The following is a 15,404-nucleotide window of genomic DNA, read 5'->3' as shown; positions in this document are numbered from 1 at the left end:
GACTGCCATGCCCGTTCAGACGCTCAGCTTTCCCAGCGACCACGGCGACCTGCTTGCCGCGCGGCTCAGCCTGCCGCCCGACGGGAGGCCGGTCGCCTACGCGCTCTTCGCCCACTGTTTCACCTGCAACCGGAACCTGAACGCCGTCCGGCGCATCAGCCAGGAGATGTCCGACCATGGCCTGGCCGTATTGCAGTTCGATTTCACCGGTCTGGGCGACAGCGAGGGAGACTTCTCCGAAACCGGCTTCGCGTCCAACGTGGACGACCTGGTCGCCGCGGCGAAGTATCTCGAGTCCCACCACGAAGCGCCCCAGGTCCTGATCGGGCATTCCCTGGGTGGCGCTGCGGTGCTCAAGGCGGCGGGCTCCATCCCTTCCTGTAACGCGGTCGTGACCATCGGCGCGCCGGCCGAGCCGAAGCACGTAGCCCACCTGATCGAGGACGCCCGGGAGACCATCGAGCAGACGGGCCAGGCGACCGTCACGCTCGCCGGCCGCTCCTTCCTGATCAAGAAACAGTTCCTCGACGACCTGGATGAGACGCGGATGGAGGACACGATCCGTAGACTGCGCCGCGCCCTGCTGGTGTGCCATTCGCCCGTCGACCAGACGGTCGGTATCGAGAACGCCGCCCGGATCTTCCAGGCCGCCATGCATCCCAAGAGCTTCCTCTCCCTCGACAAGGCGGATCACCTGCTGTCCAACGAGGCCGATGCCTTCTACGTCGGCCGCGCCGCGGCGGCGTGGGCGACGCGGTACCTGGACGCGCCCGCCGCGGAGGACGGCGGACCGGAAGCGGCGGGATGCCAGGTGGTGGTGCGCACGGGCCGCGAACACTACTATACCGAGGTCGTCGCGTCGGGCCATCGCCTGACCGTGGACGAACCCGAATCGGTCGGGGGCACGGACCGCGGCGGGACGCCCTACGACCTGTTGCTCGGCGCGCTGGGCTCCTGCACGTCCATCACCCTGCGGATGTACGCCGACCGGAAATCGTGGCTGCTGGAGGAGATCGTCGTCCGGCTCAGTCACGCGAAAGTCCACGCCAGCCAATGCGAGACCTGCGAAACCGCCGAGGGGAAGGTGGACCGCATCGAACGGGAGATCGAATTGATCGGCGATCTGTCCGATGAGCAGCGGGCGCGCCTGCTCGAAATCGCCGACCGGTGTCCCGTGCACCGGACCCTGCATTCGGAGATTCTGGTGGAGACCCGGCTCTACGACCCATAAGCTCACGACCTTACGACCGATCGGTCCATGGCTACACGGTCCATAAGTGCGCGGTTGTCCGACGCGTGAACGCACGACGCCACAACCCATGAACTACCTCGCCCATCTGTATTTCGCCGAAGACTCGCCCGAATCCCGCGTGGGGAACCTGATGGTGGATTTCGTGCAGGGTCCCGTGGACCGGCAGCCCTACAACGGCGCCGTCATGCGGGGCATGCTAAGCCACGTGGCGGTAGACCGGTTTACCGACAGCCACGACGTGGTACGCGAGAGCAAGGCGCTCATAAGCCGCCCCCGGCGCCGGTTCGCCGGGATCATCGTCGACATCTGCTACGACCATTACCTGGCCCGGCACTGGACCGACTTCTCGGATGTGCCGCTGTCCGTGTTCATCGAGCGGACCTATGGGTCCCTCTGCGCCTACCGCGGCGATATGCCGCCGGTCCTGTCGCGGGTAATCCGGCACATGGTGAAACACGACTGGCTGCGGGGCTACCGGGAACTCTCGGGTATCGGCCGGGCGCTGGACGGCCTGTCCACGCGCATCCGGCGTTCCAACACGCTGGCGGGATCGGTAGAGGAACTAAAGGGAAATTACGGGGAGATGGAAGAACAGTTCCTGCGATTCTTCCCGGACCTGGTCCGGCACATGAAGACTGGTCCTGCCCGGACCCATGAGGAGGCGGGGTTAAGACTGGCTGGCACCGTGCATGAGGAGGCGGCGGAACGATGAAGAACCACTACGACGTCATCGTGGTGGGCCTGGGCGCCATGGGCTCGGCCACCTGCTACCACCTGGCCTCCCGGGGAGCGAAGGTCCTCGGGCTAGAGCGCTTCGACCTGCCCCACGCCCAGGGCAGTTCCCATGGGTACTCCCGCCACACGAAGACGGTGGTATACGTGGATACGCCCTTCGAACCTTTCATCGGGCGGTCCTTCGAGCTCTGGCGGCTGCTCGAGGGCGAGACTAGCCAGCAGATCCTGGTGACGACGGGCTACCTGCTCATGGCGGACACCGGCTCGTGGGACCATTTACGGGGCAAGGTCCGGCACGAGGTCCTGTCCGCCGACGAACTGGCCTACCGGTATCCTCAGTTCACGCTCGAGTCCGACTACCACGGCCTGTACGATCCGGTCGGCGGACTCCTGCGTCCTGAACTGGGCATCGCGAGCCACCTCATCCAGGCGCTGCGGCGCGGCGCCGAAATCCACGGACGGGAAGCCGTGACCGGGTGGAAGGAGACGACCCATAGCGTGGAGGTCGAGACCGAGCACGACCGTTACAGCACGGACCAGGTAGTCTTCACTGGCGGTTCCTGGACCGACCGGCTGGTTGCGGACCTGGGCATCACCCTGACCGTCTCCCGGCAACCCCTGGCCTGGGTGTGGCCCGCGCGGAACGCGGCGTCCTTCGACGTCGGATCGCTGCCCATCTGGCAGATCCCCGCGCCGGAATACGACGGCGAGTACTATGGTTTCCCCATGATGCCGGACCATCCGGGGTTCAAGCTGGCCCTCCACACCTTTGGAGAGACGTCCGATCCGGACGAACTGGACCGCAACGCCCGTCCCGGGGACGAAGAGGAGGTACGGGCGTGCCTGCGCCGGTTCATTCCCGATGCCGACGGTCCGCTCACGGCCATGCGGATCTGCATGTATACCCGCACGGCGGACGAACTGCCCGTGCTCGACCGCCATCCGGCCTGTGACCGGGTGACCGTGGGCTGCGGCTTCAGCGGGAGCGGCTTCAAGTTCTCCTGCGCCTTCGGCGAATGGCTGGCCGAAACGGCCCTCGGGCAGCCCAACACGATCGTCAATGAATCCTTTCGATTCGATCGACTGCTCGCGTCCACGAACGCGACAGGTCCCGGACCTCATCCAGGTTCGGTACACCATCTGAAACGGAACGCGACCTGACACGGAATGCGGCCTGAAATGCGACACAACCTGACTCATATCCGCGACCCCTATCCCGACAAACAGGAGCGACCATCATGAATGCCCGGATCACAGAGGACCAGTGGGCGGTATTCGAACGGCAGGGCTACCTCCGTCTCGGCAGCGTGATGGCGCCGGGCGAACTCGAGCGGCTCCGGGAGCGCATCGACGACATCATGCTGGGCCGGGCCGACATCGACTACGGCCGGGTCATGATGCAGCTCGACCGCGACCCGGAGCGCGGGGGCGACAAGCCCGGTCCCCAGTCCAGAGGACACAAAGGGGCCACGCTATGCTACCGGAAGATCCAGGACCTGGAACTGGATCCCGTCTATCTCTCCTTCATGCGGAAACCAGTCTTCGAGGAGATATGCGAGCGGGTCTACGGCCCCGGTACGCCGGTGGCCTGCTATCGGGCGATGTTCATGAACAAGCCCAGCGGGGAAGGCACGCCGCTCGTATGGCACCAGGACCGGTGGACCGACCTCGACCGGGATCCCCTCGTCACGCTGTGGACGGCGCTGGACGACGCCGTCGAGGCGAATGGCTGTGTGAAGATCATTCCGGGTTCCCATCGCCGGCTCATCAACCCGAGCCACGGGTCCGGGTTCCTTACGGATGAACAGGCGGCGGACGTCGTGGCGGAAAACAAACCTGTCAACATGGAGATCGGGTGCGGCGAGACCGTGCTCATGCACAACTGGATGCTGCACAGCTCAGGCACGAACAGCACCGAAACGGCGCGGCGCGCCTTCAGCGTGTGTTTCATGGACGCGGCGACCCGATCCCAGGCCGGGCACACCTATCCCGTCATTTTCGGCGAGGGGGCGCTGAGCCCCGCGCTGTAGAGCAGTTGCGCGAAATCCTGTGTTTTCTGGTGATCTGAGCGTAAAGGCGGTGATTTTACACCACGGAACGAGAGAGGATTCCATACCATGGCTTTCAAGCGCAAGTACAAACTGGCCGCCGTCTTCATAACCGCCCTGATCGTTTCGGGCTGCGGATCCGCGTCGGAATCTTCCCGCCCAAGCCTGCTCGATCAGATCAAACAGCGGGGAACGATTCGCGTCGGCGTATCGACCTTCGTCCCCTGGGCCATGCGCAACAAGCAAGGGGAACTGGTGGGATTCGAAGTCGACGTGGCCAGCCGCCTGGCGGCCGACGCCGGCCTGGAAATCGAGTTCATTCCCACGGCATGGGACGGAATCATCCCCGGACTCCTGGCCGGCAAGTTCGACGTGATCATCGCCGGCATGTCCATCACCCCCGCGCGTAACCTGAGCGTCAACTTTACCCGGCCCTACTCTCATTCGGAGCTTTTGCTGGCCGCCAGCATAGAAAAGGCGGGAAACCTGGTCCAAAAGGAGGACTACGACAGCGCCGACGTGACCATCGCGGTGCGCCGCGGCTCGACCTCGGTCCAGGCGGCGCGGAAGAACTTCCCCAGCGCAACCATACAGCAGTTCGACGACGACATCCTCGCCTTCCAGGAAGTGCTGAACGGCAACGCCGAAGCCGTCATCGCTTCCTCGCCCAAACCGGAACACGAGGTGCTGCGCAACAGCGACCGGCTGTTCATCCCCTTCGACGATCCCTTGGACCGCGGCGCCGAGGCCATCGCGATCCGCCAGGGAGAAACGGACGCCCTGAATTTCTTCGACAACTGGATCCTGCTGCGGACCGAGGACGGATGGCTGAAGGAACGGCGGGATTACTGGTTCAAGACGCTGGACTGGGAGGAGAATGTGGCGCCGGACCAGTAGGTTTACCGCTTGACATCGACCGCCCTCCTGCGTATCTGGTACAAACTCGAATCGACCGTGTAGCGCGTTCCACCGGAGCTCTGTTTCATGCCCCTCGTCCTGTACGACACCTACACCCGCAGTCTGCGTGAATTCGAACCGCTGTCCCCGGAAGAAGTGGGTGTCTACGCCTGCGGCCCCACGGTCTACGATTTCCCCCACATCGGCAACATGCGCACCTACGTGTTCGGCGACCTGCTGCGTCGCGCACTGGTTTTCAACGGGTACAAGGTACGCCACGTGATGAACATTACGGACGTGGGTCACCTGACCTCCGACGCGGACACCGGCGAGGACAAGATGGAGGAAGGCGCGCGCCGCGCCGGGAAGACGGCCTGGGAGATCGCCGAGTTCTACACCGGGGTCTTCAAGGAAGACATGCGGCGGCTCAACGTCCTCGAGCCGGATACCTGGTGCCGGGCGACCGACCATATCGCCGAGCAGATCCGGGAGATCCAGTGCATCGAGCAGAAAGGGTTCACGTACCGCACTTCCGATGGGATCTACTTCGACACCTCGAAGCAGCCGGATTACGGGTACCTCGCCCGGCTGGACGTGGAGGGACTGGAGGCCGGCGCCCGGGTCGACATGGCGGAGAAGCGCAGCATCACCGACTTCGCGTTGTGGAAGTTCAGCCCGCCGGATGAGCAACGGCAGATGGAATGGGACAGCCCCTGGGGCGTCGGGTTCCCGGGATGGCACATCGAGTGCTCGGCCATGTCCGCCAAGTTCCTCGGGCCCTATTTCGATATCCACCTGGGCGGCGAAGACCACATCTCGGTGCACCACGCCAACGAGATCGCCCAGACCGAGGCCTGTCACGGCACGCGCCTGGCCAACTTCTGGATGCACGGCTACTTCCTGCAACTGGGAGACGCCAAGATGGCGAAATCCGCAGGCGGGTTCCTGCGGGTACAGACGCTGATCGACCGGGGATACGATCCCCTCGTCTACCGGTTGTTCTGCCTCAGCGCGAGTTACCGCTCCAAGCTCAACTTCAAGTGGGAGAGCATAGAAGGCGCCGCGCGGCAGCTGAACCGGCTTCGGCTGGCCGTGCACGCCTGGGGTGAGCCCGCCACTGAAGCGGACGAGGCCTACATGCAGCGCTTTACCGAAGTCGTGAACAACGACCTGAACATGCCCCGCGCCATGTCCGTCACCTGGGACCTGGTCCGCAGCGATCTGCCGGACGGCCTGAAGAAGGCCACGATCATGCGGTTCGACGAAATACTGGGGCTGAGCCTGGTCGAGTGGGAACCGGAAGAGACGGCCGTGCCGGATCACATCACGGACCTGGCCGAACAGCGGCGCCAGGCCCGCGCGGAAAAAAGGTACGCCGACGCCGACTCCCTTCGCGACCAGATCATCAGCGCCGGTTTCGATATCAAGGACACGCCGAAGGGACCGGAAATCACCCCCAGGGCCGTCGCGACCGAGGCGGCGAACTGACAAGACCTTCTGCCATGAACCTGCTGCTGGTCGGCGGTTCCGGTCTCGTCGGGACGGCCATCACGCCCTACCTCCAGCCACACCACAACCTGCGGGTGCTGGACCTCAACGCTCCCCAACACGATGACGTCGAGTACGTGGAAGGATCCATCGCCGATCCCGAAGCGGTGCGCCGCGCCCTGGACGGCATGGACGGATTCATCACCATGGCGATGAAAGGCGGCCAGGGCGGCCACGACCGGCACCACACCATCGAGCAGGTGATCGACAACTACACCGTCAATTGCCTGGGCCATCACGTGCTGCTGCTGACCGCCTTCGAAATGGGGATCACGCGGGGGATATACACCGGCACCATGAGCGTCCACAACCGGCACCGGACCTGGTACCCCTCCGAGGAGGAGGTGCCCCTGGACGGCCCCAACGTGTACGGCCTGACCAAGGGCTTGACGGAGGAGATCTGCCGGTACTTCGCCCGCGAGTACGACATGAGCCTGCTCGTCTACCGCATAACCGGACCCTGCAACCGGGCCATGTTCATCGACCGGATCAAAAACCCGCCCGGCGGGCCGAAGCTCTACTACACCGACGAGGAGGACATCGCCGAGGCCTACCTGGCCGGCTTGAGATTCCTCGACCAGTCCGGCAAAGGCCGCTGCGAGGTGTTCTTCATATCAGGGGATGAGCGGCAAGAGGAGATGAACATGGCCAAGGCCCGCGAACTTCTGGGGTGGGCGCCGTCCGCGCGGAAAAAGCTGGGGATTTGAGGGAAGGGCCGTGGCCTTACCCACGCGCGTTACGCACCCGAGGTCTTCGTACATGTAAGTGATGCCCTTCGGTGTTGGGATGATGCTTGCTGACCAGGCGGCCGAAGGAGTCATAGACGCTGGTGGTCGCCACACCCTTTTCATCGTCGACGGTCACATGGGACAGGCCCAGGCCGGACCCGGCGGCCCAGTTGCCGTAGCGGGCGTCCACGGCCGAGTTGTCGTCGTGGCCGGGCGGGACGACGCTGGAGACCCTCAGCAGCGGGTCGTCGTCGTAGCTGGTCGTCGTGACGCGGCCACCCGCGGCGGTCTCGGCCAGGGCGCGGTTGGCGTATGAGGGCGACTGATGCACGGGACCGAGCAAGTGTTCGGACTGTGACTGGTATCCACGAGTTGCGAACCATACAGGTAGCGCTTGTGGCAATCATTGCTTTAGTGTCAAATAAAGTCGTCCACAACCCGAGTATCTGCATGCCCAGTCAAAAAGAGTCTTTGATTAAATTCGATTGTCCCAACCCGGTCAAGGGTCAGCACTTTGTCTGATGGATACGACTGTAGTGTACAGAGAACCCTCAGCTTTTCGCGATTTTGTAAATACATCATACTACATGACCGGCACTATCGCATTTATAGGAAAGCTAGGAATCAAATACGCCGATTAGACGAAGTAAGCAAAACAAGTTCACAATACAAAGACCGAACATATAAGTAACGTCATAAAACTTAACACTTACAGAATGAGTTTGCCAGTTTTTAAAGTGTTTCCAAAACAAAACCGTGATTAGATTGGCGACGATGGCCAAGGTATAGAGAGGATCCAAGCCCAGATTCTCTATTAGTTCATACAGGTAGGATGGCCAATCACTACTCTCGTTCATAGAACTCTCCGTGATCTTCAGACGGTGAATTCAAGAAGATCTGAAAAGGCAACTCCATTCTAAATGTATATATCATTCTTTGGAACCCCCAGTGATACCTTTACGGTTGGATACCTGATAAGTCAATAGTGCGTATTTTCCCGACTTCTGTTGATACTTTCTTTCGAATGGTGCGACATCAACCGAGGCTTTGTCAATTGCACTATTCCGATTCGATGTAAGGTTGACGGATTGTTGCTTGCGATGCTAACGTCCTGTTTTTAGTACACCTGACTGGTTTGACAGTTTTTCAAAGCCACCCCTCACAACTCTACCTGTTATTAAATTCGTTAATGTATCACTAGACTGCTTAATTGCTGCGTCTTCTGAACCACCGAAAAACAAAGCGTCAACGGATAATGCAACTAATTTCGATACGTCTGCAACTGTGCCAATTCCCATTGAAAGTACTATTACGTCAAATGAGCCCTTAATCATCGGGGTGTTTAAAGACGCACCACCTAAAGCCATCCCGGCTATGCCGATTGCCGCAACGTTTTCAGCTACCTCCTTTGTTTCATCGCTAAATACAATTGTCTCCTCTACTGCTTTCTTAGTTATGTCTGCTGCATATTTAGCAACTTGTTTTGCTGTGTTATGAAGGTATACATCAGGATCAAACGATATTTCATGGTGTTCAGCCCCTGTTGGATCAACGAATCTTAAGGGGTTGTTTGAGACATAGGCATACGGACTGATCCCCGGGTAATGTTCCTGCATGGGATCGGGCCGCAGGAACCTGCCGACATCGTAAGCGTACGACCTTGCGAGCATGTAGTCAAGACCGGACTCGGCGTCCCTTTCGTGTCCGGTGAACCGGAAGTGCGTGAAGCCTGTGCCACTCGATGCGAGGACCTTCCCGTAGGGCCAGTAGTCGTAGGCAGCGGTGACGGCGCTTTCCCCGTCGACCAGGCTCCGGGTGCTGCCCAGGTGATCGGCCAGGTAGTAGCTTGCACCGCTTCCCGATATCCGGGCGATGCGCCTCGACCCGGCATAGACGTACCTTGCCGAAAGCGTCTGCCCCGAGTACTCGGCCAGGACGCTGCCGCCCGGTCCTCTCAGGTAGTAGGTGACGGCCGTCCCGACGGTCTTCTTCACGCGCCGTCTGTCGGGGTCCATGAGATACCGCGCAGTGCCGTAACCCGTGGTAAGCCCCCGGTAGTCGTAGGTCAGCGTGTTCGCGCCCTTGCGCGTCATCCAACCGTTCCGGTTGTAAACGTAGGTCTGCCCTCCGGTGCCCGTGGTGCTGTCCAGCCTGTTGGGGGTGGAGCCAGCCGAGTAGTTGTAGGTGAGCCGGCTGCTGCCGGTCACCATGGACGTCAGGTTGCCGTTCCTGTCGTAGGCGTAGTCCCGGCTTGTGCCGCCGGTCAGATCGAAGCCGGTAATTCGGTAGAGGGCGTCATATGCATAGTCCGCCGTCCTGGACGCGGCGGTGCCATGACTATACACCTGCCGGGTAACGTTGCCAGCGAGGTCGTAGGTGAGCTTGGAACTGAACTTGCCCGCATAGTCGATGTCCGTGACCCACTCGCGCGGATTGTAGGCGTAGGTTCCGGTCGCGATGTCGGCGCCCACGACATGCGTGCCTATGTTGCCCGCGGCGGTGTGAGTATACGCGGCGAGCGTGTTGCCATTCGCATCCCACACGCGACTGAGCCGCCCTGCGCTGTCATATGCGTAGCGCGCCTGCGCGCCGTCGGGGTAGGTGAGTCTCGTTACGCGCCCTGCCAGGTCGTGGGCATAGGTAGCCGTCTTCGCACCGGCGAGACTCTCGATTTCGACCTGCTTGACGCGCACATTGCCCAGGTGGTCGTAGGCGTACTCGTGGACGACCTCGGCGGCCACGTCGGCGTCGGTGTTCTCTTGGGCCCTGGTGAGGCGCCCCTGGGCGTAGTTGGGGCCACCAGAGGCGGCCCCGTTGCCGGCGACTGGGTCGCTGTCGGTAACGGCATCGCCGCCGTCGTAGGTCATGCGGCTGCGCCACGAAGTAGCGTCGCGCTCGAAGGCGTAGGACCGCTCCGGATCGAGACTTGCAAAGTTGGCGGCCGCCTCGCCCACGCGGGTCACGCGCCCGAAGTCGTCGTAGACGGTGTAGGTGATTTTCCTGTTGGCGCCCGTGCCGGCGGCGCGCTGCCGGGCGTCCTGCGAGAAGCGCATTCTGCCGAGGTCGTCGTACTTGTACAGCGTGGCGCCGTCGGCGTCGGGGTGATGCCGGCTGACCATGCGGCCCAGGGTGTCGTAGGCGTAGCGCGTGGTGCCGCCACCCGGCATGGTGGTCGAGACCAGGCGATCCAGGGCGTCATAGGAAAAAGACGTCGTGTTGTTCCGGGTGCCGGCACTGGTGCCCGCCGAGTCGGCAATGACGTGCTGCATGCGCCCATAGGGGTCATAGACCCTGGTGGTGGCCACGCCCTTTTCATCGTCTACGGTCACATAGGACCGGCCCGGACCGGACCCGGCGGCCCAGTTGCCGTAGCGGGTGTCGACAGCCGAGTTGTTGTCGTGACCGGGCGGGACGACGCTGGACACCCTCAGGAGCGGGTCGCTCTCGTAGGTGGTCTTCGTAACGCGGCCACCCGCGGCGGTCTCGGCCAGGGCGCTGTAGAACTGCGAGGGCGACCGGTATACGGGCCCGAGCAGTTTTTCGGGCTTGCCCGCCCGGTTGTACGTCGTCCGCGTGACGATGTCGTCGGCTTCGGCCCCTGCCCGCGTCTGTATCTGGCGCGCCAGGCCGTCGTAGTAGGTCGTTACGGTTTCCGCCTTGCCGATGTAGAGGTTGGCGAGGTAGCCGTCACCAGACTCGCCTGCCGCCTTGAACGCGGGCTTCCAGTTCGCCGGGACGGCGACCGAAGCGCTGGCGCTCCTGAACCGGGTGTCCTCGTGGCCATACATCCAGGCGTTCACCCTGCCTGCGGGCAGGAGTTCCATCTCCACGCGCGCCCAGGGCCAGTTTCGGTTGTAACCGGGCACCATGGCCGTGGATGCGGCGTTGCCGCCGATGCGGCTTTCCAGCTTTACGCGACCGTTCTCATACACCATGCGGACGTAGTCGCCCCCGTCTTCGAAGGCCAAGATGACGGTTTTGCCCGAGGTCGCCGAGCCTGGATGGAAGTCGGTCCTTGCAGTGACGCGGCCTTCGACCCTTCCCGTCTCCAGGACGGAGGAGGGCCCCAGCTTCACGGCCCGCTTCGCGGCTTTCCGCTGGTTGTAGGCGACAGCCCCGCTGCCGGTGACTCCATCGCCGCCCGCACGGGCGTCGATGCCGGCGCGGAAGTTCGATCCGGCCTTCGCGTGGAAGCCGGGGCCGAGGACGATGCGCACGCTGGCTTTCAGATCCACGGTCTCTCCGGCTTCGACGACGTAGGGCCCCGTGGTCTCCAGGCTGACGCCCTCTTCGAGGGTGATACCCTCCGTGAGGGCGGTGCCGCGCACCAGGGTCCGGTGCCCGTCCCTGGACAGATCCTTGTGGCCGTCCCTGGAAGGGTAGGCGATATCGGTCTGCCGGTTGGGTCTTGAGGTGTTATAGGCGCTGGTAGCGCTTATGCCGCGGGAGAAGCGGTGGTCCCGCTGGGCGGTGAGGCGTCCGGCGCCATCCGTGATCTGCACGACGCGGCGCAGTCCGTCCCTCAGGTACCGGACGGTATATCCGTTCGCGTCGGTGACGGCCATGGCGTCCAGGGTCACCGGGTCGAAGGTGGTCATAGCGGCCGGCTGGGCGCCTTCCGGCCATGCGCGCAGGTTATCGAAGGACGCGACGGCCGTCCGCGCGCCGTTGGCCAGCTTGACGGCGTCCACGACGCCTCTGCGGCCCCGCATGTTCCAGGCGCCGGTCTTCGGGTAGCGCGCGCCGTCCACGCGGGCCCACCACCGGCCGTCCTTCCAGGCGATGCGCAGATGATGCCAGCGGCCCGGCACTAAGCGCGCGCCCGTGTCCTTGAGGGTCCCGTTGTCTGCAGCCTTCACGCTGCCGTCCCGTTCGAAGACCCACCGGATGCGATTTTGCCCGAGGGTTACCTCGGTGCGTTCTCCGGTGGCCTGCACCCTGGCGTCGACCTCGAACACGCCGGCGGCCAGGGAGGGCAGGCTGCGTTCGGCCACGGCGTTGTCCAGGGTGAGCGCGCCGGCTTCCACGGTGACGGCGCCGGGCCTGGTGTCGGTTCTGCGCCACGGGGTAGCGGCGACGAGCGCGTCCCAGCCGGCGTGGTCGTCGAAGACCTCGGCGGTTCCTTTCGACGCATCGGCGCCGGTGAAGGCGGCCACGGGCCGCATCCGGCCATAGCCCATGATCGTGGACGTCACGGTGCCGTGGGCGTCCTTCGCCTGGGTCAGGTTGCCGTAGGCGTCGTAGGCGGCGGCCACCTGTCGGTGGATCCACTCGTTCGTATCCACCACGCCGTCACCGTCCTTATCCAGCCATGCCGAGGTGGTGTCCGGCATGATGATGGCGTTGTTACCGTGGACAAACCGGCCGTAGCGATGCCCGGTGGACTGTAACTTGTTACCTGAACCGTCTTTGACGGTGACCACGTGGGGGCGGTCCAGGATGTGGGCGCCCTCGAGGAACACGGCCTCGGGGTCGTCTGCACTCATCGCAGTGACCCGGATGTCCTTCGCGTACACCCTGATCTTGCGGTACACGGACTGCTGCGGCTTGTAGACGCCGGCGTACATCGTGAGGTTGACCCGGGCGCTGTCCGCGCTCGAAGGCACGGGCATGAGGACGTCGAAGGTTCTTTCCTGCGGATCGGGCAGCCCGCCGGCCAGGGGCACGACCTGCGTCAGCGACGCGGCCGGACGGCTGCCGGCGTTCTTCCAGGCGACGGTCACCGTGACGCCGGCGTACATGTTGTCGCCGCCCTGCAGCTGATCGGTCCCGAGGACGCCGCGGATGTGCAGCGCATCGCGACCGGACACGGAGAAGCGCCGGCCCTCGAAGTCATAGAACCCGGTGCTTTCGGAACCCGGTGCTTTCGGAACCCGAGTCCGCGTTAAGGAAGGCCTCCACCGAGGCCACAGCCGGATCGCCGGTGCCCAGGAAGGCGGCGTGTGTCCGGTTGGCGGTCGACAGGGAGGTGTCGAGGACGGGCGGTCCGAAGACCAGGGTCACCGGACTCCTCGTTACCCGGTCGGCGTGGTAACTGGTCTCGGTGACGCGCAGGGTGTGGCTGCCGGACTTGAGCGTCTCACTGGCAACCAGGCCGTTCTTCGCGTTGTGGGTCAGCTGCGTCGTGGTGGTCACACCGTCCCTGGTGGTCGCCTGCTCCTGCGCCCTGACCCAGTAGGCCTGCTGCGGGATGCCCGGGTGGTAGAAGGACTGCCAGTGGCCGGTCCAGGTGCCCTGGGCCGTGACCTGCCAGTTCGTCCGCTGCCGCTGGACCACGGTTCCGGAGGCGTCGTAGTGGATCGTCTGCTCCAGCAGGCCCCTGCGGATATCGCGTTCGGACTCCTGCTTCTTGTTCGTGGCCGAGAGCCCCAGGGCGTCCAGGTCGGCCTCGCCCACGAAGTCGCGCCGTATCTTGCCGTGGCCGCCGGGCAGGACCTCGTCGACGATGGGGAAGGTGATGCGGCGCACGCGCCGGTCGTCGATGATATCCATGACCGGCGCCGTCTGGATATAGGTGAACGTCGTTCTGTCCTGCGGGACGGGTCCTGCGCCGTCCGCGTCCCGGATCATGTAACGGATGCGGCGGGACCGGTCGAAATAGGCGTCATCGTATTTTAATGAGGTATCGGGACCTCCAACCTCCTCGTAGGCTACCTTCATCTCCCCGCCCGCGGGCGTGACGGTCTTCGTGATGCGGTAGCTGTCGGCCAGCGTGTTGGTGAAGCGCCAGGGCGGCAGCTGATCGGCGGTGCTGTTCCCCGTCCCCATGACGGCGATCTCCTCGAGCAGCAGCGTGCGCGCGTTATCGCCCGGCGCCACCGGCGGCCGCGGCTGAAGGCTTTTGTCGTCGGCATAGCGAAAGACGTACCGGGCAATCTGATTGCCGGCTGCATCGGTGACCTTAAGCGCGTCGAGGCGGTGGGCGCTCGAGATGCCGTCGTACATCCGGTAGTTCTGGTTGTTGCGCACCAGGTGGTAGCCGTAGGTGAGGTTCTGCCCCGTCGGCGTGTCGAAATAGTTGTCGTAGGTAATCGCGACGCCGCCGTGCCGGGCGACGTGGAGATCCTCGCGCTCGCTCGTTTCAGTCGTGATCTTGCGCACGACCTTGCCGTCCGCTCCGGCGAAAATAACCTTCGACAGGTGCGCCGTGTTGAAGGTCTTGACCACGGTCAGGTTGTAGATGTTCCCATCTTCAGAAATGCCGTTGGGGAAGCGCGGGTCCAGGTCCGCGAAATCGAGCAGGTTGCGAAAGGATCGCGTGGCTTCGGCCCGTTCCTTCGCCCAGTCCCGGACCGTGGTGACCGGACCGTCGGAAGCGTACCTGAACCGGATCGTGTTGCCGGCCTGGTCCCGTATCTCGGCCAGGTTCCACTGGTACACCATCTCGGGCATGAGCTCGTCGAAGCGCCCGTTCTGCACCGTGCCGCCCTTGACGGTCTGGTTCATACCGTAATCCCGCTCGCCAATCGTGACCGCGCCGAAGGTGTAGGTCAGGCCCGAAACGGTCCTGGCCGTCCACGTGGAGGCCAGCGGCGCGTTCCGGTCGAAGTTCCACCGGACGTCCATGAAGCGCCGGTTCTCGGCGAAGTAGACGTTGGTGGCGGGAAGCGCGGCACTCGTATCCGAGGAGCGCTGCGAGTCGTCGAGCTGGCGTACCAGGCGGTGCGATCCATCGGGAAGCACCATGGACAGGTTGAAGGAGAAGGGGTGGTTGATCGGGCTGGTCGTATCCTTGAGCTCGTAGCCGCCGGTCACCCGGATCGCTCCGAACTCCAGGTTCCACCCCAGGCCCACCCACGTGGCGTTGTTGAGCGTGACCGTGCCCTTGCTGAGCGTACTGATCTGCTGCGCCGTGCCCAGCTTGATCAGCCGGTCCGTACCCGTCACCGCGCTGCTGTAGCGCATGGCCAGGGGCAGGGACAGGCCGCCCGCGCCTTCTACCTTGCCCAGCGGCAGCGCGTAGGACCAGTTGCCCGAGAAGTAGTCCACCTGGTCCGCGTCGATGACACCGGAGAGGCTGTCGAAGTCATAGGCGCCTTTGGCGGCATCGGTGATCGTCGTCTGGCTGTGAGCGGTCAGCGCCGACATGGAAAGGATGAGGAGGCTGAGGAACGTCCTCAGGGCGAATTGGTACAGGCGGTGTCCAGGCATGATGAGGTCCTTTACAATGGTCATTAGGAACGAGTGGTTGCGCGG

10 protein-coding genes are annotated in these 15,404 nt (G+C 63.5%); 7 read left to right on the top strand and 3 right to left on the bottom strand.

Going from position 1 to position 15,404, the window contains the following annotated elements; all coding sequences use genetic code 11:
* Positions 1-7: 7 nt before the first annotated feature.
* From OXG98_04360 to OXG98_04330, 7 genes are all read left to right on the top strand, one after another.
* Positions 8-1,231 carry an alpha/beta fold hydrolase gene (locus OXG98_04360; GenBank protein MCY3771237.1) on the top strand — a complete coding sequence of 408 codons (1,224 nt, stop codon included), beginning with the start codon at positions 8-10 and terminating at the stop codon, positions 1,229-1,231.
* Between the two features lie 88 nt (positions 1,232-1,319).
* Positions 1,320-1,964 carry an ACP phosphodiesterase gene (locus tag OXG98_04355; protein ID MCY3771236.1) on the top strand — a complete coding sequence of 215 codons (645 nt, stop codon included), beginning with the start codon at positions 1,320-1,322 and terminating at the stop codon, positions 1,962-1,964.
* On the top strand, positions 1,961-3,148 hold the full coding sequence (solA, locus tag OXG98_04350) for an N-methyl-L-tryptophan oxidase (protein MCY3771235.1): 1,188 nt from the start codon (positions 1,961-1,963) through the stop codon (positions 3,146-3,148). Before OXG98_04355 ends, solA begins: the two co-directional genes overlap by 4 nt.
* Positions 3,149-3,225: 77 nt before the next feature.
* Entirely contained in the window at positions 3,226-4,017 is a 792-nt protein-coding gene (locus OXG98_04345; protein ID MCY3771234.1) for a phytanoyl-CoA dioxygenase family protein, read from the top strand.
* A gap of 87 nt (positions 4,018-4,104) precedes the next feature.
* Entirely contained in the window at positions 4,105-4,932 is an 828-nt protein-coding gene (locus OXG98_04340; GenBank protein ID MCY3771233.1) for a transporter substrate-binding domain-containing protein, read from the top strand.
* An 87-nt stretch (positions 4,933-5,019) separates the two neighbouring features.
* Positions 5,020-6,420: a cysteine--tRNA ligase gene (gene cysS / locus OXG98_04335; GenBank protein MCY3771232.1), complete on the top strand. Its 1,401-nt coding sequence runs from the start codon at positions 5,020-5,022 to the stop codon at positions 6,418-6,420.
* A gap of 14 nt (positions 6,421-6,434) precedes the next feature.
* Positions 6,435-7,187 carry an NAD(P)-dependent oxidoreductase gene (locus tag OXG98_04330; GenBank protein ID MCY3771231.1) on the top strand — a complete coding sequence of 251 codons (753 nt, stop codon included), beginning with the start codon at positions 6,435-6,437 and terminating at the stop codon, positions 7,185-7,187.
* 16 nt (positions 7,188-7,203) lie between these two features.
* Here the strand turns inward: OXG98_04330 and OXG98_04325 are convergent, their stop codons facing one another.
* The 3 genes from OXG98_04325 to OXG98_04315 all read right to left on the bottom strand — a co-directional run bounded on the left by OXG98_04325 (position 7,204) and on the right by OXG98_04315 (position 15,359).
* Positions 7,204-7,551 (bottom strand): hypothetical protein, encoded by a 348-nt coding sequence (locus OXG98_04325; protein MCY3771230.1) that lies wholly within the window; start codon positions 7,549-7,551, stop codon positions 7,204-7,206.
* Between the two features lie 760 nt (positions 7,552-8,311).
* Complete coding sequence (locus OXG98_04320) at positions 8,312-13,018, bottom strand: DUF6443 domain-containing protein (GenBank protein MCY3771229.1); 4,707 nt, start codon at positions 13,016-13,018, stop codon at positions 8,312-8,314.
* A gap of 22 nt (positions 13,019-13,040) precedes the next feature.
* Positions 13,041-15,359 (bottom strand): hypothetical protein, encoded by a 2,319-nt coding sequence (locus OXG98_04315; protein MCY3771228.1) that lies wholly within the window; start codon positions 15,357-15,359, stop codon positions 13,041-13,043.
* Positions 15,360-15,404: the final 45 nt, after the last annotated feature.

It is taken from the genome of Gemmatimonadota bacterium (genome assembly GCA_026706345.1).
GTDB lineage: Bacteria > JAAXHH01 > JAAXHH01 > JAAXHH01 > JAAXHH01 > JAAXHH01.
This window is presented reverse-complemented; position numbering and strand designations above follow the sequence as displayed.

Coding starts and splice junctions, on each gene's coding strand:
- OXG98_04360 (MCY3771237.1), top strand. CDS start 8: ATGCCCGTTCAGACGCTCAGCTTTCCCAGCGACCACGGCGACCTGCTT.
- OXG98_04355 (MCY3771236.1), top strand. CDS start 1,320: ATGAACTACCTCGCCCATCTGTATTTCGCCGAAGACTCGCCCGAATCC.
- solA (MCY3771235.1), top strand. CDS start 1,961: ATGAAGAACCACTACGACGTCATCGTGGTGGGCCTGGGCGCCATGGGC.
- OXG98_04345 (MCY3771234.1), top strand. CDS start 3,226: ATGAATGCCCGGATCACAGAGGACCAGTGGGCGGTATTCGAACGGCAG.
- OXG98_04340 (MCY3771233.1), top strand. CDS start 4,105: ATGGCTTTCAAGCGCAAGTACAAACTGGCCGCCGTCTTCATAACCGCC.
- cysS (MCY3771232.1), top strand. CDS start 5,020: ATGCCCCTCGTCCTGTACGACACCTACACCCGCAGTCTGCGTGAATTC.
- OXG98_04330 (MCY3771231.1), top strand. CDS start 6,435: ATGAACCTGCTGCTGGTCGGCGGTTCCGGTCTCGTCGGGACGGCCATC.
- OXG98_04315 (MCY3771228.1), bottom strand. CDS start 15,359: ATGCCTGGACACCGCCTGTACCAATTCGCCCTGAGGACGTTCCTCAGC.